At 69.6% G+C, this 23,199-nt stretch carries 22 protein-coding genes; 15 read left to right on the forward strand and 7 right to left on the reverse strand.

The annotated features are described in order from the left end of the window. The first annotated feature begins 157 nt into the window (after positions 1 to 157). Positions 158 to 1,093 carry an AraC family transcriptional regulator gene (locus IG65_RS0111900; RefSeq protein ID WP_081879431.1) on the forward strand — a complete coding sequence of 312 codons (936 nt, stop codon included), beginning with the start codon at positions 158 to 160 and terminating at the stop codon, positions 1,091 to 1,093. After that, the gene (locus IG65_RS0111905) at positions 1,014 to 1,442 is read left to right on the forward strand and encodes a VOC family protein (RefSeq protein WP_030514948.1); all 429 of its coding nucleotides are present in this window, start codon (positions 1,014 to 1,016) and stop codon (positions 1,440 to 1,442) included. The genes IG65_RS0111900 and IG65_RS0111905 overlap by 80 nt, the downstream gene beginning before the upstream one ends. Positions 1,443 to 1,501: 59 nt before the next feature. Here the strand turns inward: IG65_RS0111905 and IG65_RS0111910 are convergent, their stop codons facing one another. Next, positions 1,502 to 2,539 carry a glutathione S-transferase family protein gene (locus tag IG65_RS0111910; RefSeq protein WP_369801525.1) on the reverse strand — a complete coding sequence of 346 codons (1,038 nt, stop codon included), beginning with the start codon at positions 2,537 to 2,539 and terminating at the stop codon, positions 1,502 to 1,504. 65 nt (positions 2,540 to 2,604) lie between these two features. On the opposite strand from IG65_RS0111910, the gene IG65_RS0111915 reads away from it, so the two are divergent. Together IG65_RS0111915 and IG65_RS0111920 are read left to right on the forward strand one after the other, a co-directional pair. Then, a complete protein-coding gene (locus IG65_RS0111915) occupies positions 2,605 to 3,399 on the forward strand; it encodes an enoyl-CoA hydratase/isomerase family protein (protein WP_030514950.1) in 795 nt (264 codons plus the stop codon). A gap of 94 nt (positions 3,400 to 3,493) precedes the next feature. Then, positions 3,494 to 4,750, forward strand: coding sequence for a class I adenylate-forming enzyme family protein (locus tag IG65_RS0111920; protein ID WP_030514951.1), 1,257 nt, complete (start codon positions 3,494 to 3,496; stop codon positions 4,748 to 4,750). Positions 4,751 to 4,774: 24 nt separating this feature from the next. Here the strand turns inward: IG65_RS0111920 and IG65_RS0111925 are convergent, their stop codons facing one another. Beyond that, positions 4,775 to 5,566 carry a tyrosine-protein phosphatase gene (locus IG65_RS0111925; protein ID WP_030514952.1) on the reverse strand — a complete coding sequence of 264 codons (792 nt, stop codon included), beginning with the start codon at positions 5,564 to 5,566 and terminating at the stop codon, positions 4,775 to 4,777. Positions 5,567 to 5,938: 372 nt separating this feature from the next. Between IG65_RS0111925 and IG65_RS0111930 the strand changes: the two genes are divergently transcribed. Next, entirely contained in the window at positions 5,939 to 6,415 is a 477-nt protein-coding gene (locus IG65_RS0111930; RefSeq protein WP_228796546.1) for a TetR family transcriptional regulator, read from the forward strand. Positions 6,416 to 6,467: 52 nt separating this feature from the next. Further along, complete coding sequence (locus IG65_RS0111935; RefSeq protein WP_030514954.1) at positions 6,468 to 7,646, forward strand: amino acid deaminase/aldolase; 1,179 nt, start codon at positions 6,468 to 6,470, stop codon at positions 7,644 to 7,646. Here the strand turns inward: IG65_RS0111935 and IG65_RS0111940 are convergent. Continuing rightward, entirely contained in the window at positions 7,643 to 10,960 is a 3,318-nt protein-coding gene (locus IG65_RS0111940) for a bifunctional RecB family nuclease/DEAD/DEAH box helicase (RefSeq protein WP_231509161.1), read from the reverse strand. The two genes, IG65_RS0111935 and IG65_RS0111940, sit on opposite strands and share 4 nt — an antisense overlap. Positions 10,961 to 11,185: 225 nt before the next feature. On the opposite strand from IG65_RS0111940, the gene IG65_RS0111945 reads away from it, so the two are divergent. From IG65_RS0111945 to IG65_RS0111965, 5 genes are read left to right on the forward strand one after another with little or no spacing between them, the layout of a single operon-like run. Beyond that, positions 11,186 to 11,830: an alpha/beta hydrolase gene (locus IG65_RS0111945; RefSeq protein WP_030514956.1), complete on the forward strand. Its 645-nt coding sequence runs from the start codon at positions 11,186 to 11,188 to the stop codon at positions 11,828 to 11,830. Between the two features lie 15 nt (positions 11,831 to 11,845). Further along, positions 11,846 to 12,280, forward strand: a complete 435-nt coding sequence (locus tag IG65_RS0111950; RefSeq protein ID WP_051755788.1) for a hypothetical protein — start codon at positions 11,846 to 11,848, stop codon at positions 12,278 to 12,280. Then, a complete protein-coding gene (locus tag IG65_RS0111955) occupies positions 12,273 to 13,643 on the forward strand; it encodes a WXG100 family type VII secretion target (RefSeq protein ID WP_030514958.1) in 1,371 nt (456 codons plus the stop codon). Before IG65_RS0111950 ends, IG65_RS0111955 begins: the two co-directional genes overlap by 8 nt. A gap of 39 nt (positions 13,644 to 13,682) precedes the next feature. Then, positions 13,683 to 14,438 (forward strand): ESX secretion-associated protein EspG, encoded by a 756-nt coding sequence (locus tag IG65_RS0111960; RefSeq protein ID WP_030514959.1) that lies wholly within the window; start codon positions 13,683 to 13,685, stop codon positions 14,436 to 14,438. A gap of 6 nt (positions 14,439 to 14,444) precedes the next feature. Beyond that, positions 14,445 to 14,984, forward strand: a complete 540-nt coding sequence (locus tag IG65_RS0111965) for a gamma carbonic anhydrase family protein (RefSeq protein WP_030514960.1) — start codon at positions 14,445 to 14,447, stop codon at positions 14,982 to 14,984. 15 nt (positions 14,985 to 14,999) lie between these two features. Here the strand turns inward: IG65_RS0111965 and IG65_RS0111970 are convergent, their stop codons facing one another. Continuing rightward, on the reverse strand, positions 15,000 to 15,644 hold the full coding sequence (locus IG65_RS0111970; protein ID WP_030514961.1) for a phosphoribosyltransferase: 645 nt from the start codon (positions 15,642 to 15,644) through the stop codon (positions 15,000 to 15,002). Between the two features lie 13 nt (positions 15,645 to 15,657). Then, positions 15,658 to 16,449 (reverse strand): carbon-nitrogen hydrolase family protein, encoded by a 792-nt coding sequence (locus IG65_RS0111975; RefSeq protein ID WP_030514962.1) that lies wholly within the window; start codon positions 16,447 to 16,449, stop codon positions 15,658 to 15,660. Between the two features lie 379 nt (positions 16,450 to 16,828). Between IG65_RS0111975 and IG65_RS0111980 the strand changes: the two genes are divergently transcribed. Continuing rightward, positions 16,829 to 18,694, forward strand: a complete 1,866-nt coding sequence (locus IG65_RS0111980) for a DEAD/DEAH box helicase (protein ID WP_081879419.1) — start codon at positions 16,829 to 16,831, stop codon at positions 18,692 to 18,694. On the opposite strand, the gene IG65_RS0111985 is transcribed toward IG65_RS0111980, so the two are convergent. After that, a complete protein-coding gene (locus IG65_RS0111985) occupies positions 18,691 to 19,341 on the reverse strand; it encodes a bifunctional 2-polyprenyl-6-hydroxyphenol methylase/3-demethylubiquinol 3-O-methyltransferase UbiG (RefSeq protein WP_030514964.1) in 651 nt (216 codons plus the stop codon). The two genes, IG65_RS0111980 and IG65_RS0111985, sit on opposite strands and share 4 nt — an antisense overlap. A gap of 381 nt (positions 19,342 to 19,722) precedes the next feature. Between IG65_RS0111985 and IG65_RS0111990 the strand changes: the two genes are divergently transcribed. Continuing rightward, a complete protein-coding gene (locus IG65_RS0111990) occupies positions 19,723 to 20,895 on the forward strand; it encodes an acyl-CoA dehydrogenase family protein (protein WP_030514965.1) in 1,173 nt (390 codons plus the stop codon). Between the two features lie 9 nt (positions 20,896 to 20,904). Beyond that, entirely contained in the window at positions 20,905 to 22,038 is a 1,134-nt protein-coding gene (locus IG65_RS0111995; RefSeq protein WP_030514966.1) for an acyl-CoA dehydrogenase family protein, read from the forward strand. 75 nt (positions 22,039 to 22,113) lie between these two features. On the opposite strand, the gene IG65_RS0112000 is transcribed toward IG65_RS0111995, so the two are convergent. Then, positions 22,114 to 22,659, reverse strand: coding sequence for a hypothetical protein (locus tag IG65_RS0112000; RefSeq protein WP_030514967.1), 546 nt, complete (start codon positions 22,657 to 22,659; stop codon positions 22,114 to 22,116). A 284-nt stretch (positions 22,660 to 22,943) separates the two neighbouring features. Between IG65_RS0112000 and IG65_RS0112005 the strand changes: the two genes are divergently transcribed. Then, the gene (locus tag IG65_RS0112005) at positions 22,944 to 23,195 is read left to right on the forward strand and encodes a hypothetical protein (RefSeq protein ID WP_156055562.1); all 252 of its coding nucleotides are present in this window, start codon (positions 22,944 to 22,946) and stop codon (positions 23,193 to 23,195) included. The last annotated feature ends 4 nt before the right edge of the window (positions 23,196 to 23,199 follow it).

Raw genomic sequence — 23,199 nt, forward strand, 5'->3', positions numbered from 1 at the left:
ACGCACCCCTCTCGTCCGGTCGGCACAAACTCTAGTGGTGCCGATCCGACGGCCGCGGACGAAGTCGGCGACGGTGGCCGATACGGCCGTCGTCCGTGCAACGAATCGCGCCCGGGTCCGGTTCCACTGCGGCCCCGCGCCGCCTACCGTGGAGAGGGTGAGTGGTGTCTCCGCGGGAGCGCGCCGGTTGCCTGCCCCGTCGTTGCGGCCCTATCTCGGCCGCTACGACGGCTATCTGCTGCGCGGATTCGATCCGGGCGTGCACGTCGGCATGCCGAGTACCTCGATCACGGTGATCCTCACCATCGACGAACCGATCGACGTGCCGGTGTCCTCCCATCCCGACCAGGCCGGAGGCCGCTGGGACGCGTTGGCCGGCGGGCTGACGCTGCGGCCGACACTGATCGCGCACAACGGCTACCAGCACGGAATCCAGCTGGCGGTGACACCGCTGGGTGCGCGGGCGCTGTTCGGCATACCCGCCGGTGAGCTGGGGGAGTGGATCGTCGATCTGTCGGATCTGCTGGGGCCCGAGGCCGAGCGGGTGCGGGAGCGGATCGCCGCGACCTCCGACTGGCGGGCGCGGTTCGCCGTGCTGGACGAGGTCTTCTGCGCGCGGGTCGCCGCGATCGATGCGCGCCGGCTCGAGATGGACGCCAATCTCCGCCGGGCCTGGCGGCTGCTGACCGATCCCGCCGGCGCACCCGCGGTCGATCGGGTGGCGCACGAGATCGGCTGGAGCAGAAGGCATCTGGCCGCGCGATTCGCCGGTGAGTTCGGCATCACGCCGAAGGAGGCCGCGCGGCTGACCCGCTTCGAGGTCTCGCATCGCATGGTGCGCCGCCCCGAGGTGAGCATCGCCGAGGTGGCCGCCGCGACCGGCTATTACGACCAGGCCCATATGGCCCGCGAGTGGCGCGAACTGGCCGGCTGCCCGCCCTCGGCGTGGCGTGCGCGTGAGGTGTTCCCATTCGTCCAAGACGACGGGGGCCCGGGCGAGAAAGGCTGGGTGCATGACCGAAACAACCGATACCGCAACGACCCGTACCGCGACGACGACCGCCCCGCTGTGGCCGACGTTCATCTACCGTGACGCCCCGGCGGCGATCGACTTCCTGCAGCGCGCCTTCGGCTTCGTAGAAGTCGCCCGCTACGGCACCGCCGACGTGGTCCAGCACGCCGAACTCGGCTGGCCCGGCGGCGGCGGGATCATGCTCGGTTCGCAGCGCGGCGATTCCGCGCTCTGCGAGCAGCCGCCGGGGACCGGCTCGGTGTACATCGTCGTCGACGACCCGGACGGACTCTACGAACGCGCCCGTGCCGCCGGTGCGACCATCGTGCGCGGACTCCGCGACGAGGACTACGGCTCGCGCGGATTCACCTGCCGCGATCCCGAAGGCGTGTTCTGGAGCTTCGGCACCTACGCGGGAACCTCCGCCTGACGAAACGACGCACGAGCGGATCCGGTGCGGAGGCGGGGACAGCCTCCGCCCGGTGACGCTCAGACCCAGTCGGCGGCCGGAACCCGCTCCGCCGGCAGGGGCGGCGGAGGCGGGGTGCCGTCCCCGAAGGGATTGCCGCCCAGTGCTTCTCGGCCGTGCGGCGTCAGCCAGCCCGACAGTTCCGGCCCCTTCGGCACGATCCCGGTCGGATTGATATCGCTGTGCACGATGTAGTAGTGCCGCTTGATCTGCGTGAAATCGATGGTGTCGCCGAAGCCCGGGGTCTGGAACAGGTCGCGCGCGTAGGCCCACAGCACGGGCTGTTCGGTGAGCTTGTTCCGATTGCATTTGAAATGGCCGTGATACACCGGGTCGAACCGCACCAGCGTGGTGAACAGCCGCACATCGGCCTCGGTGATGGTGTCGCCGACCAGGTAACGCTGTTCGCTCAACCGTTCCGACAACCAGTCCAGCGCGGTGAACAGCCGATCGTAGGCGGCGTCGTAGGCGTCCTGGCTGCCGGCGAAGCCGCAGCGGTAGACACCGTTGTTGACCTCGGTGTAGACGCGCCGGTTCACCTGATCGATCTCGGCGCGCAGCGGTTCGGGATACAGCTGCGGCGCGCCCGGCCGGTGGAACTGCGTCCACTCGGTGGAGAAGTCGAGCGTGATCTGCGGGTAGTCGTTGGTGACCACCTGTCCGGTCGGCACGTCCACCACCGCCGGGACCGTGATACCGCGCGGATACTCCGGGTCGCGCGCGAGGTAGGCATCGCGCAGGAAGTGGATGCCCAGCACCGGGTCCACCTCGTCCGGATCGAGGTCGAAGGTCCAGCTGCGTTTGTCGTGGGTCGGCCCGCACAACCCCAGCGAGATCACCTGCTCCAAACCGAGCAGCCGCCGCACGATCAGCGTGCGGTTGGCCCACGGGCAGGCCCGCGCCGCGATCAGCCGATAACGCTGCGGTTCGACGTAATAGCCGTCGCGGCCGTCGGCGGTGATCCGGGTCGTGATGTAGTTCGTATCGCGTTTGAATTCGCCGGGCTCGACATAGGTCGCGGTGTTCGAACCGGCGTGCTCGATCGGCGAGGTATCCACCGGACCAGTCTGGCAGACCGGCGGGCGGGGTACCGGTTACGACTGGTTCTGGATAGATTCGGCCGATGAGCGATTCGAAACCCACCCGGTTGGAGCGGACCGAGACCGAGGCCGGCGCCCAGCTCGCGATCATCACCATCGACCATCCGCCGTTGAACCTGTTCGATTCGGCGCTGCTGGGATCGCTCGCCGCCGATCTCGCCGAGTTGACCGCGAATCCGCCGCGAGCGCTGCTGATCCGCGCCGAGGGCAAGGTCGTCTCCGGTGGGGTCGACGTCCACGAATTCGACGGCCTGAGCGTGGATCAGGGCGCCGAACTCTGGCGGCGCCTGTTCCAGGGCATCATCCACCCGGTCGAGGCCCTGCCGTGCCCGGTCGTCTTCGCCGCCCACGGCCTCACCCTGACCGCCGCCTTCGAGATCTCGCTGGCCTGCGACATCCTGCTGGCCTCGCCGAAGGCCAGGTTCGGGCTGGTGGAGACGGTCGTGGGCCTGACGCCGTCGATGGGCGGCCCGCAGCGGCTGGCCGAGCGCGCCGGTTCCGGCCGGGCGCGGGAGCTGGTCATGACCGGCGACCTGTACGACGCGGCCACCCTCGCCGACTGGGGTGTGGTCAACGCGGTGCACGAGGATGTCGACACCGCGGCCCGGGCGCTGGCCGCCCGCCTCGCCGACGGCCCGACCCGCGCGCACGCGGCCACCAAGCAGATCATCGCGGCATGGCGTTCCGGCGGCGTCGAACATGCCGATTCGGTGACGCCCAAGGTCTCCGGTGAACTGTTCGAAACCGAGGATTTGCGGGGTGCGGTGCGCAGCTTCCTGGACGTGGGCCCGGGGAAGGCGAGCTACACCGGGCGGTGATCGCCCGGACATCTTTGTCGCCTAACGCCCCGCGATTGTGATCTGCGTCATATAGTCACAGATGCCTGTTGATCGAGGCATCCGGAGGGACTTGATGACGCAGCTTCTGATCGAATATCCGCAGACGCGAAATCCGTGGTGCGGCAACCCTCTTGCTCGCGGTGCCGACGGCGTGCTGCGGTACGGAAATCTCAATCCGGCCCTCACCGAACTGCTCGATGTGCAGGTACACGCGTTTTCGGCCCGGGAGGCGGTCGTCGAAATCGGCGGTCCGCGGCTGACCTACCGGCAGCTGTGGCATGCCGCCTCCCGGATAGCCGGCGGCCTGCAGGAACACGGAATCGGTTACGGCGACCGGGTTGCCGTGCGGATGCCGGTGGGCGCGCGCTGGGTCCAGGCCTTCCTCGGCGCCCTGTTGTCCGGTGCGGTGCCGGTGCTGGTGCACGACGGGCTGCCCGATGAAGTGGCCGCCCAGGTAATCGCGGACAGCTGCGCGGATTTCGTCCTCGACGGCGGCGGCGCGGACGCCGGGTACGCCGACTTCCCCGACGGCGCGGCCTTCATCGACGACGGTGCCTCGCTGAGCGAGCTCGCCCTGCTGTGCTACACCAGCGGCGCTGCGAGCCAGGGCCTTTCGGCGGCGCCGGGCGGTCCGCGCGGTGTCGAATTGACCAACGAGAATCTGCTGTCGGCGGTGCGCTCGGTGGTGGGCGCCTTCGACCTGCCGACCGAAAGATTGCGCAACCTGGTCCTGATGCCGCTGGCGCACGCGAGCGGCTGTGTCGATCAACTGCTGCCGACCTTCGCCGTGGGCGGCACGGTCGTCCTCGCCCCGGATCCGGCGATGATCGCCGAGACGATCGTCGCCGAACGTATCGATATGGTGGCCGCGACGCCCCGCATCTTCGCGGGCCTGCTCCCGGAACTGGCCGGATTGCGGGCGGAGGGCGTGCGCCAGGTGTGCAGTGCGGGACATCGCGCCGAACTGGCCGCGACCGACGCCGGCACCGCCGAAATCGTCGCCGAGACGCTGCGCGAGGTGTTCCCGCTGGCGCGGCAGTGGTCGGTATGGGGTGCGACCGAAACCAGCGGCATCGGATTGGCGCTGGTGGACAGCGGCGTGACGCCGGGCAGCGACGTTCTCGGATTCCCGTTCGGCGGTACGGAATTGGCGCTGTGGGGGCCGCGGGCCGGGGTGGGCAGCGGCGAATTGCTCTGTCGCGGGCCGAATATCACCCCGCGCTACTGGAACGACCCGCAGACCACGCAATCGCGGTTCACGGGCAGTTGGTTCCACACGGGAAATCAGGTCAGCATCGACACCGACGGTCTGGTCCACCGCACCGGATAGCCGGTGCCGGCCGGCAGTACCGGATCACTCCAGCATGCGGGTGTGCAGGGCGGCCCGCAGTTGCGGTGTGATGCCGATGGCCTCGAGATAGGCGTCGAGGGTGCCGTAGTGGCGGTGCATGGCCTCGGTGCCGGCGGCGAGGTATTCGATGCTCACGCCCAGCAGGGCGGGCGGCAGCGACTCGCCGGAATTGCGTGCCACGTCGGCGGCCAGCGATTCGACGGCCTCGTTGCTGAGCAGATAGTCGGCCAGGACGTCGTCCTCGGTGACGCCGACGGCCCGCAGCAGGGTGGCGACCGCCCAGCCGGTGCGGTCCTTACCGGCCGCGCAGTGCACCAGCACCGCGCCGTCGCCGCGGGCCAGCGACCGGGCCATCGCGGTGATCGCGAGTCCCGCCTCCGGCATCGAGGGGAATTCCGCGTAGACCTCGAGCAGGTCGAGGTGGCGGCCGGTCGTCGGGGCCTCCTCGCGCGCGGCGGCCTCGTGCGGCGGCAGCGCCGTCGCCTCCGGAGCCTCGTGCGGGGCCCGGGCGGCGCCGACCCCGGAGTGGAACGGTGTCACCTCCAGCCGCACGCCGTGGGGAAGGATGTCGACGCCCATCCGGTCGGCCTCGCCGGGCCCGCGCAGATCGTGCACGGTGGCGACGCCGAGCCGGCGCAGGATGTCGTGCCCGCGTTCGTCCAGCCGGCACAGCTGAGCCGACCGGAGCAGAACTCCGCTGCGAATCTTGGTCCCGCTTGCCGTGCGCAGACCGCCGACGTCGCGGTAGTTGAAGGTGCCGGGAATGTGGAGATGATCGGGGCCCACCGTTGTCACGACTCCAGGTTATCGGCGGGTTCGACACGGTGGGCGGCGATGGCTCAGCTGTGTGCTCGCCCACATCGATATAACGATTCCCGGCCCGAGGCCGTAGAGTTCTGAGCGTTTGCGCCCGCGCGGCAGCCGCCCTGACCGTGGCGGATCCGCCGCCGAACCCCACCGCGGGATGTGTCGGGGTGGTAACAAAACAATCTTTCAGTACGGAATGACCCATCGAACCTGGTCACGATCCCCGAAAACCCTCTAACATTGACGGATGTTGAACGGGCCGCCCGGGGTAGACCTCGGAAGAGATCACCGCGGATCTGATGCCCGTTGAGCGAGCCGCGCAGGCGAGGTGCGCGAGTTCTTTCGCCGAGGGAGTCGTCGTTGAGCGCTAGTGGAGAGATGATTCGGGTCCGGCCGCGGCCGATTGTGCAGGAGGCCATCGACGCCGCGTCGGCCGCCTGCGACTGCACGGGCACGCGCGCGTTACGGGTGGTTCTGCATGCCGGCGTGAGTGCGATGTGGTCGGCCATCCGGGCCACCCCGCAACGGCAGGTGCATACGCTGGATCTCACGATCAGTTCCTTACGCCGCCGCTGGGAGGGCGAGGCCGACTGTCCCGGTCTCTCGGCGACGGAGTGGCTGCGCGACCTGGACGCCGAGGTCGGTGCGGCGCTGGACGCGTGTGCCGAACGTTCGAATACCCAGTGGATCGAGCCGGTGGCGGCGATATCGGCGTATGTGCTGGCCGTGATCCAGGGCGCCGTGCTGCGCTGGCTCGCCGATGGTGACGACGAGACCACGCTCGTGGTGCTGGACGATCTGGTCGCCACGCTGATCACCAAGGCGGTCGATCGGTAACGACGCGCCGGGTCTCCTGGACGTGTGACCAGTTTCGTGATTGGCTGATGTGGTGACAGACGCGTCGCCCATCGCAGACCTGCACGCCGCCACCGCGGACCTCGATCCGCCCCTGGCCGCGCTGGACCTGAGCGCGCTGCGCGCCAACGCCGCAGACCTGGTGCGCCGGGCCCGCGGCGTGCCGATCCGGGTGGCCAGCAAATCGGTGCGCTGCCGCGCGGTCCTGGAGGAAGTGCTCGGATCGCAGCTCACCGGCCACGGCGGATTCGCCGGCATCATGTCCTATTCGTTGCGCGAAGCACTGTGGCTGGCCGGACACGGAGCACGCGACATTCTGCTCGGCTATCCGAGCGTCGATCGCGCCGCGCTGGCCGAATTGGCCGCCGACGCCACCTTGCTCGACTCGATCACGCTGATGATCGACGACGTCGCCCAGCTGGATCTGATCCGCGCCGCAGTAGGTGGCGCCGGAATCAGCCCGCGGGTGTGCCTGGACGTCGACGCCTCGTTGCGGATCGGCCCGCTGCACCTGGGGGTGCGCCGATCGCCGATCCGGACTCCCGAGCAGGCCGAGCGGCTGGCCCGGGTCGCCCGCGAGCGCGGCTTCCGGGTGGTGGGTGTGATGACCTACGAGGCCCAGATCGCCGGCCTGCCCGACACCAATCCCGCGGTGCGGCTGGTCAAACGGCTCTCCGCGGCCGAAATCGGCACTCGCCGTACGCATGTGCTCGACGCCGTGCGTTCGGTGGCCGGTGAGCTCGAGATCGTCAACAGCGGCGGCAGCGGGTCCATCGAGGTGAGTGTGGCGGCACCCGAGGTCACCGAGGTGACGGCCGGATCCGGTCTCTACGTGCCGACGCTGTTCGACGGATATCGCGCGTTCACGCCTCGTCCCGCGCTGTATTTCGCGCTGCCGGTGCTGCGCCGCCCGACCGCCGATATTGCCACCGTCTTCGCCGGCGGCTACATCGCCTCCGGTCCGGCCGGTGCCTCACGAGTGCCGAAGCCGGTGTGGCCCAAGGGGTTACGGTTGATCGGCACCGAGGGTGCGGGGGAGGTGCAGACGCCGTTCACGGGCGCCGCGGACCTGGCCGTCGGGGATCGGGTGTGGATGCGCCACGCCAAGGCCGGTGAGCTCTGCGAACGCTTCGACGCCATCCACATCGTGGATGCCGACGACCGGCGCACCACGGTGCCGACCTATCGGGGCGAGGGCCGCAACTTCGGCTAGCCGCGCCCGGTCAGTTCGAGGTAGGCGGCCAGATCGGGCAGCTGTTCGGGGGTTTCGGGCAGATAGTCGGTGAGCAGCGGCGACGCCACGACGATCGCCGACCACATCGCCCGGGAGACGGCGGTGGTCAGCCAATGCCGCGAGAGCAGATCGTCCATTCCGTGCGGTGCGTCGGCGGGGGCCGAGGTCGTCATCGAGATCAGCACGACCGCCGCCTCCCGGCCGCGGAAGCGATCGGCGGTGCCGACCACCACGTCCTCGATCCGGGCCCGCGACAACAGCATTCGAATGCGTGCCACCTGCGCGTGATAGGGCGTGACCACCAGAATGTCGTGCGGATGCAGCCGCCGCGTGAGTACGCCCTGGCGCCAGGTGCGGCCCAGCAGGGACCGGACCTGACGGACGATCTCGCGGGCCTCCTCCGCGGATTCGGTGCTGTTGCCGTGATGTTCGACCGGCACCGCGCGCACACCCGGCGCGACGCCCTCGAGTTCGCGGGCGAGGGTGACCGTCTCGTTGGAGCGCAGCCGGCGGCCGTAGCGCAGCGACGACACCGGCCCGCACACCTGGGGATGCATCCGCCAGGTGCGCTCCAGGAAATAGCCGAAAGCCGTGGGCACCGTGGGGTTGTCGCCGACGATGCGACCCAGGGCCGAATCGTGGACGCGCTCGGGATGCAGGCCGGTACCCGGCAGCGGAGCGGGATCGCCGATCAGCAGCAGATTGCGCGCCGACGCGCCGACCGCGATCGCCTGCGCCAGCGGGAAATACCCGGCGTCGGCGATCACCAGGAGGTCCAGACTCTGCGGCGCCACCTGGTCGGGATCGGTGAAATCGCCGGTCAGTCCGCCGATCACACAACCGTTCACCGCGTTGTCGAGGAAGCGCGGATAGCGGTCGGCGGCGATTCCCAGCCATTCCGGAGCCACCGTGTGCACATCCGATTTGGCGACCAGTTCGGGCAGTACGCCCACGCGGACCACGGCGTCGAGCAGCACCTCGGCGGCCGAATGTGTTTGCGCCACCACCCCGACGCGCCACTTGTAGCGGGTCACCAGCCGCTCGATCACCCGCGCCGCGGTGTCGAGTTTGCCGGTGCCCGAGGGCCCCTGCACCGCGAGATACGAGTGGTCGAGATCGAGCACCGCCGCGGTGATCGCGGCCGCGTAGTCGCCGAAGACCTGCGGCAGCGCGGTCGCACTGTGCAGCCGGGGCCGCCGCCGGCACAGCAGATCGAAGGCCGCCGTCAGCGGGACGTCCGGCAAACTGACCAGCAGATCGTGCGCCACGGCGTTCAGCGCCTGTTCCAGATTGTCGTCGCGGCCCGGCGGATCGGGCACGATGGCGACCGGCAGTTCGTCGTAGGGTGCGCATCCCGGCGGTAGCAGCTCCTCCACCCGCACCACATCGTCGAAGTTGTCGTCGAGGGCGAAGCCGAGGACCGTCGCCGCCGCGGTGGCGCGCCGGCCGGGGGTGGCCGGGAGGTCGGGGACGGGCGAATCGTAGAGCGTGCGTACCGCGGTGCCCGGAGGCGGCGGACGTCCGGTGCCGAGCCTGCCGGTCAGCTTCAGGTAGCGCCGCATCGGCCGGTCGTCGGTGTGCTGCCATTTCGTGTCGACGCTGGCCCAGTCCGCGACGAGAACCCCCGGGGTATCGGCCCATTCACCGATCGGCCGATGCAGGCGGTCTTCGTGCGCCCAGTGCAGCGGCTGGCGCTCGCGCCGGTGATAACCCAGGACCGCGGCCATCATGGCTGCGGCTTGCTGTCCGGCACTGCGAGTGTCGTCGTAGTCGAAGGCGAATTCGCGCAGCGCCGCCTCCACCGCGGCCGGTTGTTCGGCGAGGGTGCGGCGGGGGACCGGGCAGGGCTGGATGTCGTGCTCGGCGGCGAGTTCGTACAGTCGCTCGCGCAGCCGCAGCGTTGCCGCACAGGAGGATTCGAGATCGGCGCGAACCGGTTCCGCCTCGGGGTCGAGGAGGCCGAGTACTTCCGGCAGATCATAGGACCGGGCACCGATCAGCAGCGCGGAACGCACGATCGGATACAGGTCCAGCAGCGCGCCGAGCAGCTCGTCGGCGGTCTCCTCGTCGGCGCCGCAGCGTGCGCACAGGTCGGCAAGCAGCGTCCGGATCGGCGAACAGAAGTGGTAGATCCGCAGGTCGGGATGGTGCTGCTGGCGGTCGGCCAGAAATTCCAGCAGCGCCACCGGATCGTGCGTGGTGAAGGCGTGGAACAGGAACACGCCCTCGCCACCGTCCGCACCGCGCGCGGCGACCCCGACGCCGACGGCTGATCCGGCGACCGAGACGAAGACGTCCCCGGTGTCGGGCCGGGCCAGCTCACCGAACGCGGCCGCATCGGTGACTGCATAGGCCGGCCGCCCGGTACGCTCGCGGCGCAACTGCAGCTCGGCCTGCCGCCGCAGCGTCGAAAACGTCTGTACCGCAACGCCGGTCACCGACGAATCCGCGGCGGCGAGGCGATCGACCGTGGTGATGCCGGCATCGCGCAGCTGCGCCCGCACCGACGGTCGCATCCCGGCCACCAGCAGCAGATCACGCCCGGCCACCAGTTCGGCGGTGCAGCTCGCGCATTGCCCGCAGGCGAGGTAGCGACGGTCTCCCCACTGCACGGGCAGCAGTTCGTCCTGTTTGGCGGCGAGGATCGTGGCGAGCCGAATCCGTCGCGCCGCGTATACGATTTCGGCCGGACCGAGCTCGTAGATCCGTTCCGCACCCGCGGCATCCCGGATCCGGACCCACGGATCGACGTCGAATCCGTTGGCGCGCACCATGCGCGCACACGCGGCCGCCTCCATGAGCGCCGCGACATCGGACGACATCGAACGGACGTACAGGATGAAGGAGGAATGCGGAGTCGGCGCGGCGTCGCGGTCCGGGACGCCGGCGGCCGCTGTCGCGGATTCGCCGGTCGCGCCGATGTCGGGCAGCGCCGCGGCCGCGGATCGCCGGGGCTGTACCGGCGTGAGGTCGTCGCGGCGGACGAGGACGGCGCATCCGGCCGCGAAGGATCCGTCGAAGAAGGTGGCCCCGAATATCGCCGGCGCGTCGGTGCCGAGTGCGGCGACGGTCTGCTCGTGTGCGCGGCGCAATTCCGTGGCCGTGGCGGCCGGCGAATCGATGCCGATCACGGCCGCGCCGAGAGCCGCGTGCACATCGTCGAACACGTCGTCCGACAGTGTGTCCGAACCCAGCGGAAAGCTCACCGGATCGGTCGCATCCGGCGAAACGACAAGGCCCAGTTCGGTATCGAGCGCGCGCAGCAGCGCGAATTCGCAGCGCGCTGCCCTCACCAGGTCATCGGTGCTGCACACGACACGATCACCGAACAGAATCAATCGCGGCCCTCCTGAGTCCGGACACCCGCACGCGGCCGACGCACCGCTCGCGTGCCGAGTCGCGCAACAGCGTAATCTTTCGAGGTCGTACGGCGTGGCGTGAGGGGGGCGTGTCGGATATCGGTCTCACTTCGCCGGGCCGGGCCCGCTCACCGGCGACCCGCCCGTGACAATGGGGTGATGCCGTACTTCCAGGGTGCCCGCGGTCGACTGCACTACCGGCGGTGGCCGGTGGAGCGGCCGGTGGCGGTGGTGGCGTTCCTGCCCGGAACCGGCCAGCACAGCGGGCATTACCATCGGTTCGGCCGTGCCCTGGGTGCGCGCGAGATCGAGGTCTGGTGTCTGGACACCGCGGGTCAGGGGCTGAGCGAAGGCGACCCGGAAGCGCCGGGAACGCTGCCCGAACTGGCGGCCGACGCCGCCGCGCTGGTGCGGGCGATGGGCGCCGAGCAGCCCGATCCGCCGCTGTTCCTGGCGGGCCACTCGCTGGGAGCGGCGACCTGTCTCGCGTCGATGTCGCTGCCGGAGATGACCGGGTGCGCGGGCATGGTGCTGACCGGCACCCCGAAACGGGCCGCCGAATCGCCCGCCGCCCTGCCGCCCGGACTACCGATCCTGGCGCTGCACGGTGTGGACGACCGCCGCGCACCGATCGACTCCGCGCGCGAGTGGTCGGCTCGGCAGCGGTCGGTGGGGTTGCACGAGTACACCGATGCCGGGCACGATTTGCTGCACGAGCCGGTGCACGCGGCAGTCACCGCCGATATCGCGGAGTGGATTCGCGAGGTTGCGGACCGTCGTTACCGCGCGGCGGAAGTGGGTTGAGAAAGGGGGACCGCGATGCAGTCACAAGAGGCCGGGGATCTGCGCAACGATGTCGGTGCGCTGGCCCAGGCGGTCGACGACGGAGAGCTGTGGATCGACGGCGTACTGGTCGGCGACGGCACCCACGAACGCTGCGCGCGCCGCTACGAGGCACTGGCCGAGCAGGTCGAGCAGCAGATCCGCACCCTCGGCGCGGCCGCGTCGCTGCCCGGATTCGGCGGCTTCGAGTCGGGGCAGTCGCTGCGCCGCGGTTTCGAGGGCAAGGCCGCCGACGCGGTCGATCGGTTACGCGAATACGCCGATGCCGCACGGCAATTGGCGCAGACGCTGCGTGCCGCCGCGGCCGCCTATGCCCAGCACGACGCCGATGCCGCCGCGGCGATCGGGAAAACCGCACCACCCGCGGTCGTGGTACAGCCGTCGCAGCCGGTGGGGGTCGGACATGCATAGGGTCAGCGGCAACGGAACACCACCGGCGCAGGGGCATACCGACCCGGATTACGCCCCGACGGTCGAGGTGTTCGACAACCTCACCCATCGCGAAATCCAGCGGGGGGTCCAGGAATTGAATCCCGAGATCCTCACCGCCGGCCGCCAGGCCTGGCAGAGTTCGGCGGCCGGGATGGCCGACGCCGTCCAGTCCGCGCATACCGAAATCCGCGGCGCCATCGCCGACGGCTGGCGCGGTGGTGCCGCGCAACTGGCCGCCGACGCGGTGACCGCCTTCGAACGGCTGGGCCAGCAGCTGTCCGATGTGATGGCGGTTGTCGGGCAACGACTCGCGCAGGCCAACGACGCAGCCGAGACATTGCGCGCCTCGGTATCGCAGCAGGCGACCGCCCATCCGGATCTGGAAGGGGCACTGCTGGATCCGAAACAGGCGGCCGCCAACGTCGTCGTGCAGAAGAGCGCCGAGAACGTGCGGCAGGACGCCGTGCGGGTGATGGATTCGGTCTATGCCGGTGTCTTCCTGCGCACCGGCGACAGCGTGCCGGCGTTTCCCGACGGCGGCATGTACCCGAATCCCGCTGTCGTGCCACCGGGTGACGAGGCGACCGCACCGGGTGGCGGCAGTGCGGATCTGGTCGGCCGGGCGACGGGCTCTCGGGTGACGCCGACCGTGGACGGACCGCAGGGGCCGGACGCGGCTCCGGCGGATCGGCCGAGCGAACCGGGCGGCGACCGGCCCGACGGCGACCGGCCCGGCGGTGACCAGCCGGCCGCCGATCGGCCCGCGGCCGTGGCGCCCGCCGCGGTCGCACCGACGCTCGTAGAGCCCGCGACACCGATCACGACTCCGGCGAACACCGCGCTTCCCGCCGCCGCGGTCTCCGAGGTGCCGGTGGTAGCGACCACGAATCAGGGTGTCGCGCAGTCGAAACCGTCCGTTGCCGCGCCACCCGCGGCCGGGGTACCACCCGCTCCCGGTGTGGTCCCCGCGGCCGCCGTGGCCCTCGCCGGGGCGGCCACCGGCCCGGCGTCGACGGCGCAGAATTCCGATTCGACCAAGCGCGACGACCACGACCAGGACCGCAACCCCGGCGCCGACTCGATGTCCGGCATGGGCGCGGGCATCGTGGGCGGCCTGGCCGGGGGCGCGTTCGCCGCGGGCGATGCCGTGCGACAGGGCCCGTCGACCCCGGTGGCGGCGAAGCCGATCCGCCGCGTCGACGAGGACGAGGACGAGGACTACTACCCCGAATTCGACGATGAGCCGACCTTCCTCGAACCGGCCGAGCCGGGCGGCGAACTGGTCGGGCACCTCGACCCGACCACCCCACCCGTGCTGGGCGAATGGTCCGAGGATGACTGACCGCGGGGTCACGGCCGGTGCCGAGGCGGGCCGGCGGCGGTGAAATGGACGCTGACGCCCGATCAGTTCGCGATGGCGTGGCAACGGATCGACGGTGACCGGATCCCGTATCCGCTCGCGGTGCGATTGTCCGCCCGCGACAGCGCCGAACGGGCCGCGCAGCTGCCGGAGCTGACCGAGTGGTGCGACCGCACCGTGGACCCCGATCTGGAGGCGGCGCTGCGACTGCTCGCCCGGCCCACCGTATGCGTCGAGGTGTTCGGCGAACACGGCGCGGGGGAGGCCCGGCCCGTCCGGGTGCTGGGCGCGGCCGCCGGTCACATCACCGTGGTCGCGGCCCAGCGCCACGGCAGCGCGCCCGATCGCGGCGGCGACCTGCGGCTGTTCGTCGGGAATTCCGGCACCCTCGCGGCCCGGGTGGTCTCGCTGCTGCCGGAATGCCCGCCCGGGGCCGAACCGCGCCGCACCGCACCGCTGGACCGGGTGCGCGAGGACAGTCGCGATCTGGTGACCGTGCCGGTCGCCGGTCCCTCCACCACGGCGCGGATGCGGCGGTTGCTCAAGCAGCCCCGCGACGGCATCGGTCAGATCGTGGTCTCTGCGCGTCGCGCCGACGACAGCATGCGCCCGCTCGGCGTGCTGTGCTGGATCGACGTCACCGGCGACGGCCGTTACGCGGTCCGCACCCGCGCGGAGGTCGATATCGTCGGCGTCACCGCGGAAACCTTTGCCGCGCAATTGCGCCCGATGGTCGCGGCCGCGGAACGAGTGGTCGCCGACGACAACGAATGGTGAGAACGCATGCCCTGCTACGAATTCGAAGGTAAACGCCCCCAGGTGGATCCGACCGCGTTCATCGCGCCGACCGCCACCCTGATCGGCGATGTGCGCGTGGAGGCGAACGCTTCGGTCTGGTACGGCGCCGTGCTGCGCGCCGACCTCGCGCCGATCATCGTCCGCGAGCGGGCGAATGTGCAGGACAACACCGTGATTCACACCCCGCCCGCCGTCCCCGTGGAGGTGGGGCCCGGCGCCACGATCGCACACAGCGTGGTCCTGCACGGCGCGAGCGTCGGAGCCGAGGCGATCGTCGGCAACGGCAGCACGGTGCTCGATATGGCCACGATCGGCGCCGGTTCGATGATCGCCGCGCACTCGCTGGTCCAGCCCGGAACCGAAATCCCCGAGGGAGTCCTGGCGGCGGGAGCGCCGGCCGAGGTCAAACGTCCCATCGCCGGCACCCAGGCCGAAAACTGGGTCCGGATCAACCCCGGGTACTACGCCGACCTCGCGCAGCGGCATCGGAAAGGGGTCCGCGAGATCGTCTCGGAGACCGAGTGATTCGCACCCGCGTCCTCAGCGGCCGGGCTGGTGCGCCGTGCGCAACAGGTCCAGCATTTCCTCGTCGTCGAGTTGATGGAAATCGCGATAGGCCCCGCCGACCCCGCCGAGGGAGCGCGGAATCAGCGGGCACACCGTCTCCCGGGCCAGGCCGCGCAGCCGCTCCATCGCCTCGATCGAGGACACCGGCACCGCCACCGTGATCCAGCGGGGCCGGTGCGATTGCGCCACGCGGCACGCCGCGACGACCGTCGCGCCCGTGGCCATCCCGTCGTCGACGATCACCACCGCGCGATCGTGAATCGGCACCCGCGGCACCTGCGCGCGCACCATCCGCTGCCGGCGGGACAACTCCGCGCGCTCGGCCTCCTCCACGGCGGCGATCTGTTCGGATCGCACGCCGGTCTGCCGCACCACGTCGTCGTTGAGAACCCGGACCCCGTCCTCGCCGATCGCCCCCATCGCCAGTTCGGGTTGCCACGGCACGCCGAGTTTCCGGACGAGCAGCACATCCAGATCTCCGCCGATGACCTCGTGCACGGCGGCCGCGACCGGCACCCCGCCGCGCGGCAGTCCCAGCACCAGGGGATGCCACGCCCGCAGGTGCGACAGCGATTCACCCAGCGTGCGACCGGCCGACCGACGATCCGGATAGATCATGGTGCCATCCAGTCTATGGCTCGACGGTGAATCGGCGCAGGCTCAGGCTGGGGTTGGTGGTGCGGATCTGGCGCAGGTGATCGAGGTCGACGCGGCTGGTGGCGATGCCGGGGGCATCACCGAGTTCGGCCAGCAGATTGCCGGAAGGGTCGACGATCATCGACGCGCCCGCACCGCGCGGGGCGCAGTGGTCGGCGGCGGCCACGTAGACCGTGTTCTCGATCGCGCGAGCGCGGAGCAGCGTGGTCCACTGATCGAGCTTGCCCGGTCCCGGAATCCATTGCGCGGGAAGGAGCAACACCTGCGCGCCTGCGGCCGCCACTCGGCGGCAGCCCTCCGGAAAGCGCAGGTCGAAGCAGGTCTGCAGACCGAAGGTGACGCCGTCGACGGTGAAGGTGGCGGGATCCTCGATCGGGCCGGGGGCGACCACCTCCGATTCGCGGAATCCGAACGCGTCGTAGAGATGCACCTTGCGGTAGATCGCCGCGAACTCGGCATCGGGACCGGCCGCGATCAGCGTGTTGTAGATCCGGTCGGTGATCTGCCCGCCCGGCGCCTCGACGACGCCGGCGACCACGTGCACGCCGAATTCGGCGGCGAGCCCGCGCAATTCGCTCGCCCACGGGCCCGTGATCGGTTCGGCGGCCGCCACTACCCGTTCGTCCAGCCGCTTCACGGCGAACATCGAATATTCCGGAGCGACAACCACTTTCGCGCCGTGCTCGGCAGCGGCACGAACATGGTCGCGCAGCGCGGCGAGATTGGCGGCCTTGTCGGTATAAGGCCCGAACTGGACGACCGCGATGTCGACCGCTTGCGCCGGAGCCGGGGCGGGCGCCGGTCGGGCGGCGGGCCTGGGTTCGAGTCCACCGGCCACCGCGGGCGCGGGCCGCCCCGCCTCCGCGGTCGTCGAGTAGGTGATCACGATCGGGACGGGGCTGCCGATCGGGTCGGCGGTGTGCGCGCGGGCGGTTCCGGGTGCGTCGGCGGTGTCGGATTCGTCACTCACGTGCGCTCCGGCGCCGCCCGGAGAATTCGGCTCGGCGGGCGCAGATGCGGTGGGCCGCAGGGGTTCGGTGGATTCCGGAACGGCGCGCGAGGGCGGCGGCTGCGGTTGCATAGGTCTCACCGTATTGGCCCGATGGTCCGGGCGGCCACCGCAAGGCATTAAACTGCTGGTCAATATGAACAACTCATCGGTCGACAGCGTGCCCGGCGGCGGGGACGACAGGCCCGAAGGCGCAGACGCGCGCAACCACGAAGGGCCCGCGGACGCCGCCACCGGGTCTCGCGACGGTAGCGGAGCGGATGTCACGGCCGGCGCGACCGAGCCGTCGTTCGCCGCCCTCGGCATCGACGATCGGCTGCTAGCGGCCATCGCCGATGTCGGTTACGAGTCCCCCTCGCCGATCCAGGCGGCCACTATTCCGCCGCTGCTCGCGGGCGCCGATGTCGTCGGCCTGGCCCAGACCGGTACCGGTAAGACGGCGGCCTTCGCCATCCCGATTCTGATGGGCCTGGACAAGCGGCCGAAGCCGCCGCAGGCGCTGGTGCTCGCACCGACCCGTGAACTGGCGATCCAGGTGGCCGAGGCGTTCGGCCGTTACTCGTCGCATCTGCCGGGAATCCACGTGCTGCCGATCTACGGCGGTCAGAACTACGCGGTCCAGTTGCAGGGTCTGCGCCGCGGCGCGCAGGTCGTCGTCGGCACGCCGGGCCGGGTCATCGACCACCTCGAGCGTGGCACCCTCGACCTCACCCAGCTGCGGTATCTCGTGCTCGACGAGGCCGACGAGATGCTGAAGATGGGTTTCCAGGAGGACGTCGAACGCATTCTGCGCGACACTCCCGCGGAGAAGCAGGTGGCGCTGTTCTCGGCCACCATGCCGTCGGTGATCCGCAAGATCTCCAAGCAGTACCTCAAGGATCCGGTCGAGATCACGGTCAAGTCCAAGACCTCGACCAACACCAACATCTCGCAGCGCTGGGTGCACGTATCGCATCAGCGCAAACTCGACGCGCTGACCAGGATTCTCGAGGTCGAGCCGTTCGAGGCGATGATCCTCTTCGTGCGCACCAAGCAGGCCACGGAGGAACTGGCCGAGAAACTGCGCGCGCGCGGCTACTCGGCCGCCGCGATCAACGGCGACATCGCGCAGAACCAGCGCGAACGCACCATCGGCCAGCTGAAGTCCGGCGCCCTCGACATCCTGGTCGCCACCGATGTGGCCGCGCGCGGACTCGATGTCGACCGCATCTCGCATGTGGTCAACTACGACATCCCGCACGACACCGAGTCCTATGTGCATCGCATCGGACGCACCGGCCGGGCCGGCCGCACCGGTGAGGCGCTGCTGTTCGTCGCGCCGCGCGAACGCCGCCTGCTGGATGCGATCGAGCGCGCCACCCGCCAGCCGCTGACCGAGATGCAGTTGCCCAGCGTCGACGACGTGAACGCTCAGCGCGTGGTCAAATTCCACGACGCGATCACCGAGAATCTGGCGTCGTCGAATCTCGCGCTGTTCCGCAAGCTGATCGAGGACTACGAGGCCGAGCACAACATCCCGCTCGCCGACATCGCCGCCGCCCTGGCGGTGGGCGGCCACGACGGCGACAACTTCTTCATGGAGGCCGAGGCTGAGCCGATCCGCCCGCCGCGTCGCGAACGTGCCCCCCGAGAGGATCGCGAGGGCCGCCCGGAGGGCGGGCCGCAGCACCACCGGGCCACCGGCGCGGAGATGGCCACCTACCGCATCGCGGTCGGCAAACGGCACCGGGTGGTGCCCGGTGCGATCGTCGGCGCCATCGCCAACGAGGGCGGTCTGCGTCGTAGCGACTTCGGCCACATCAGCATCCGCCCCGACCACAGTCTCGTGGAACTTCCCGCGGATCTGTCGTCGGAAACTCTGGATGCGTTGCGTCGCACCCGGATCAGCGGTGTCCTGATCCAGTTGCAGCTGGACCAGGGCGCGCCGTCCCATCGCTCCTTGAGCCGCGGCCCGCGCCGCGAAGGTCCGCGCAAATACGACCGTCGCAAGCCGCGCAGTTAGTTACGGGCCGCCGCGGCGCGCGAGAGGCGCCAGACATTGTCGACCCGGGTGCCGGATCGGCCGTCCGGGGAGGTAAGTGCGCGTTCGACCGGCTCGCAGGTGCGAACGGTCCATTCGTCGCCGAGGCGCAGCGCGTGCAGAACGCCGTCGAGGGTGGGGAAGGCGGCCTCGAACGGATATTCGTCGGGCGTCATCCAGGTGGGCCATCCGGCGTGCATGACGATCAGCAGGGTGCCGCCGGGCGCCACCGCGCCGGCCGCGCGGCGGAGCACGCCGTCCTGGTCCAGGGCCACCGGTGACTGCAGGAACTGGGCGTTGATCAGGTCGTAGCTGCCGTCCGGGAAGGTTCGCCCGAGTTCGTGTCGCTGCCACGAGATGCGATCGCCCAGGCCGGCCTGCTCGGCATGGGCCGCGGCGCGCTCCAGCGCGGTCTGCGAGATGTCCACGCCGGTCACCTGCCAGCCCTGACCGGCCAGCCAGACCGCGTCGGCGCCTTCGCCGCAGCCCAGATCCAATGCCCGGCCGGGCCGCAGGTCCGCGGTCTCGCGCACCAGCAAGGGATTCGGATTGCCGCTCCAGACCCGGTCGTTGTCGCGATACCGCTGCTCCCAGAACACCGCGGCCTCGGTGGGTGATGTGGCGGACATGAGACTCCTCGTCGCTCGGGGCGCCCTGTCGGCGCCTGCTCCCAGGATCACCAACGGTCCGGAGTGTCGGCAAGAAAACTTGCCGAAACGGCAAACCGGCCCGCTGCCCGGTGTCGCGGCGTCGGTCGGCGGGCGCGTTTCCCGTCGTGGGGAATTCGGCGGAATGCATGCGAATTCTCATTAACTTATTCCATTCGCGGGGAATTGCGCAGCGTACGGGCATTTCGCCGCAACCTAAAGGTTCCTTCGTACCGGCGGTGGAACCGGACCGCTCGGGATCGCGGCATCGTGCGCGATTCGTCGTTTATGATCCCGTCGACGACCGGTTCGATTCGAGGCGTAGATTCGATTCGGACCTACGAAATACGGTGGGAGATGCCCATGAAACTTGCCCTGTCACCCGACGAGGTGGCCTTCCGGGACGAACTACGCACGTTCTTTCGGACCGAGATACCGGCCGAGATCCGGGACAAGGTCGAAAACGGCCGGGAACTCTCCCGCGAGGACATCGTCACCGCCCACAAACTCCTGCACGCCAAGGGCATCGCGGTGCCGAAGTGGCCGGTGGAGTGGGGCGGCCAGGACTGGACCTCGATGCAGCGCCACATCTGGGAAGACGAGATGCAGCTGGCCTGCGTGCCCGAGCCGCTGACCTTCAACGCGAACATGATCGGCCCGGTCATCGCGCAATTCGGCTCCGAAGAACTCAAGCAGCGCTTCCTGCCGCCGACCGCCGCCCTCGATATCTGGTGGTGCCAGGGCTTCTCCGAGCCCGACGCCGGATCCGATCTCGCGTCGCTGCGCACCACCGCGGTGCGTGACGGTGATTCCTACATCGTCAACGGCCAGAAGATCTGGACCACGCTGGCTCAGTACGCCGACTGGATCTTCTGCCTGGTGCGCACCGATCCGAATGCGCCGAAGAAGCAGGCCGGTATTTCGATGCTGCTCTTCGATATGAAATCGCCCGGTGTCACCGTGCGGCCGATCAAATTGATCGACGGCCGGCACGAGGTCAACGAGGTCTTCTTCGAAAACGTGCGGGTGCCCGCCGATCAACTGGTCGGTGAGGAGAATGCGGGCTGGACGTACGCGAAATTCCTGCTCGGCAACGAGCGCACGGGTATTGCCGGCGTGGGCCGCACCAAGGTGGTGATCGCCACCGCGAAAAAGCATGCGGCACAGATCGCGACGGGTTCCGGCACGCTGCTGGAGGATCCGGTTTTCGCCACGCGTGTCGCCGAGTTGGAGAACGAACTGCTGGCGCTCGAACTGACGCTGTTGCGGGTGGTGGCCAATTCCGCCGAGGGCAAACCGAATCCGGTGTCGTCGGTGCTGAAGTTGCGCGGTACCGAATTGCAGCAGGCGGCCACCGAGCTGATGCTCGATGTGGCGGGCCCGGACGCGGTGCCGGTCGGCGCCGACGACATCGCCGCGCCGGATTGGGCGCAGCGCACCGGCCCCACCTATCTGAACTACCGCAAGACCAGCATCTACGGAGGCTCGAACGAGGTGCAGCGCACCATCATCGCCTCCACCATCCTCGGATTGTGAGGCGCTGCCATGGATTTCGAATTGACCGATGAACAGGTCATGCTGGGTGAGACGGTGCGTGATCTGCTGGCCCGTGCCTACGACCCGGAGAGCCGGCTGAAGGTGCTCGACACCGAACTCGGCTGGAGTCGCGACGTGTGGTCGCAGCTGGCCGAATTGGGTGTCCTCGGACTGTCTTTCAGCGAGGAGGACGGCGGAGTCGGCGCGGGCCCCGTGGAGACGATGGTCGTCATGGAGGAGGTCGGCCGACGCCTCGCCCCGGAACCGCTGCTGGACGCGGTCCTGCTGCCCGGTGGCCTGATCGCTTCCCTCGGCACCGCCGAGCAGCGGCAGCGGATTCTGCCCGAGGTGGCCGGCGGTTCCCGGCTGCTGGCCTTCGCGCACGAGGAGGCCGGTTCGCGCTGGCCGGATCTCACGGTGGCGACCACGGCCACCGCAGACGGCGACGGCTACCGCCTCTCCGGTGTGAAAAGCCGGGTGTCGCACGGTGATTGCGCCGACGAGCTGGTCGTCACCGCGCTCGGATCCGACGGCGTGCTGCGGTTGTTCCTGGTGGCCGCCGACGCCGAGGGGGTGACCCGCACCTCCTACCGCACGTTCGACGAACGCCGGGGTGCGCAGATCGAATTCGCCTCGGCCCCCGCCGAACTGCTCGGCGCGGCCGAGGCCGGCGACGCCACGGAGGCCGTCGCCACCGCCATCGCGACCGCCCAGGCGAGCCTGTGCGCGGAGTCGATCGGCGCGATGGGCGAGGCATTGCGTCTGACCACCGAATATCTGAAGACGCGCAAGCAGTTCGGGGTCACGCTTTCGAAGTTCCAGACCCTGACCCAGCGCGCCGCCGATATGTACGTCGCGATGGAACTGGCTCGCAGCATGAGCTTCTACGCGACCGCCTCGCTGGCCGAGGGCACGGTCGATCCGATCGCGCTGTCGCGGGCCCGCCTCCAGGTCGGCCGCGGCGCCCGCCACATCGGGCAGGAAGCGGTGCAGATGCACGGCGGAATCGGTATCACCACCGAATATCCGGTCAGCCACTACGTCGCCCGGCTCACCGCCGTGGACCAGACCTTCGGTGGCCGCCGCGAACATCTGGGTGTGCTGAGCAGCCGGGTCGGCGACTACGGCCTGGCCGAACTCTGATCCGTACGCCGGTTCACCGGTGAGGGTGGCGGCCGTCGCGAATCCGCGCGGCCGCCACCCTTTTCGCCGTGCGGATCAGTTGCCGGCGTCCTCGGTGGTCGGCGCGAGATAGGGATCGGCCGTCGGTTCGGATTCCTCGACCGTGCGCGGTGTGTGATGTGGCCGCGTGGTCGTCGTGGTGTCGGAATCGGCGGACGGTTCGCCGGCGGACGGTTCCGTGGTCGGAGGGGGAGTCTGCGTCGTCGTGGTGGTGGTCGGCACGGGCGGTGCGAACGCGGTGTAGCTCGGCTCGGCCTCGGTCGTGGTGCTGGTCGCCGTGGCGGAGGTGGTGCGCCGGGCCGGGGTATTCGCCGCGACACGCCAGGAGGGAGAGGGCGGAATGATCACCGCGGGGGCGGTGGTGGTGCCGCTGCGCGTGATCGGGGTGGTGGCCACCTGCAGATCCGCGGCGAGCGGCGGCGGGGCGACATAGACGTCCTTGTGACCGATTCCGCAGGCTCCGATCAACACCAAACCCAGCGATACCGCACCGGCGGCCATTGCGGGACCCGCGACCTTCATGTTCAGGCGGTCCGGGGTCTTCTCATCGGCGCGATCCCCCGTGCTCGCCCTGTCGTCCATGGATGTGGTGCTCCCTCAAACTGTTTCCGAGTGGACTCACAGTAACCGAGAGCCGCACCCGGGGCCAGGCATGCCGGTCGGTCCGCAAAATACCGGACGGTAACGTGAAATGCCAATACTTCACATAACGAAGTAGTTACGTTCAGCGTGTCGCGGGCACGTGTCGCGTGGAGATTCGGTGTCGGGCACGTACCGTGTGAGCGAAGTTACATGTGCGACGCGTGTTATTTACCGGGTGAAACGGACGTTTCGACAGTCTCGGTGAGCGTCATCGAGGAGTAGTGATGGGAGCTTATTCGACATCCCCCACGCGCGCGGTGTCGCAGGGTGATTCGGCTGCCGCCGAATCCGGGCGCAGCGCCTGGTCGATCACATCCCGCCTCGCGGCCTGGTTGATCTTCCTCGGCGGATTGGTCGGCGCGGTGCTCGGCATCGCGGGCCTTCGTGTCGAAATCACCGTTGCCGGACTGATTCTGGCCTGCACGGCCGGTCTGGTCCTGCTGAAACTTCGCGCCGACGGGCAACAATCGGCCTGAGGAT

The organism is Nocardia sp. NRRL WC-3656 (assembly GCF_000720265.1).
GTDB lineage: Bacteria > Actinomycetota > Actinomycetes > Mycobacteriales > Mycobacteriaceae > Nocardia > Nocardia nova.

Coding starts and splice junctions, on each gene's coding strand:
- IG65_RS0111905 (WP_030514948.1), top strand. CDS start 1,014: ATGACCGAAACAACCGATACCGCAACGACCCGTACCGCGACGACGACC.
- IG65_RS0111915 (WP_030514950.1), top strand. CDS start 2,605: ATGAGCGATTCGAAACCCACCCGGTTGGAGCGGACCGAGACCGAGGCC.
- IG65_RS0111920 (WP_030514951.1), top strand. CDS start 3,494: ATGACGCAGCTTCTGATCGAATATCCGCAGACGCGAAATCCGTGGTGC.
- IG65_RS0111945 (WP_030514956.1), top strand. CDS start 11,186: ATGCCGTACTTCCAGGGTGCCCGCGGTCGACTGCACTACCGGCGGTGG.
- IG65_RS0111950 (WP_051755788.1), top strand. CDS start 11,846: ATGCAGTCACAAGAGGCCGGGGATCTGCGCAACGATGTCGGTGCGCTG.
- IG65_RS0111955 (WP_030514958.1), top strand. CDS start 12,273: ATGCATAGGGTCAGCGGCAACGGAACACCACCGGCGCAGGGGCATACC.
- IG65_RS0111965 (WP_030514960.1), top strand. CDS start 14,445: ATGCCCTGCTACGAATTCGAAGGTAAACGCCCCCAGGTGGATCCGACC.
- IG65_RS0111970 (WP_030514961.1), bottom strand. CDS start 15,644: ATGATCTATCCGGATCGTCGGTCGGCCGGTCGCACGCTGGGTGAATCG.
- IG65_RS0111980 (WP_081879419.1), top strand. CDS start 16,829: ATGAACAACTCATCGGTCGACAGCGTGCCCGGCGGCGGGGACGACAGG.
- IG65_RS0111985 (WP_030514964.1), bottom strand. CDS start 19,341: ATGTCCGCCACATCACCCACCGAGGCCGCGGTGTTCTGGGAGCAGCGG.
- IG65_RS0111990 (WP_030514965.1), top strand. CDS start 19,723: ATGAAACTTGCCCTGTCACCCGACGAGGTGGCCTTCCGGGACGAACTA.
- IG65_RS0111995 (WP_030514966.1), top strand. CDS start 20,905: ATGGATTTCGAATTGACCGATGAACAGGTCATGCTGGGTGAGACGGTG.
- IG65_RS0112000 (WP_030514967.1), bottom strand. CDS start 22,659: ATGGACGACAGGGCGAGCACGGGGGATCGCGCCGATGAGAAGACCCCG.
- IG65_RS0112005 (WP_156055562.1), top strand. CDS start 22,944: ATGGGAGCTTATTCGACATCCCCCACGCGCGCGGTGTCGCAGGGTGAT.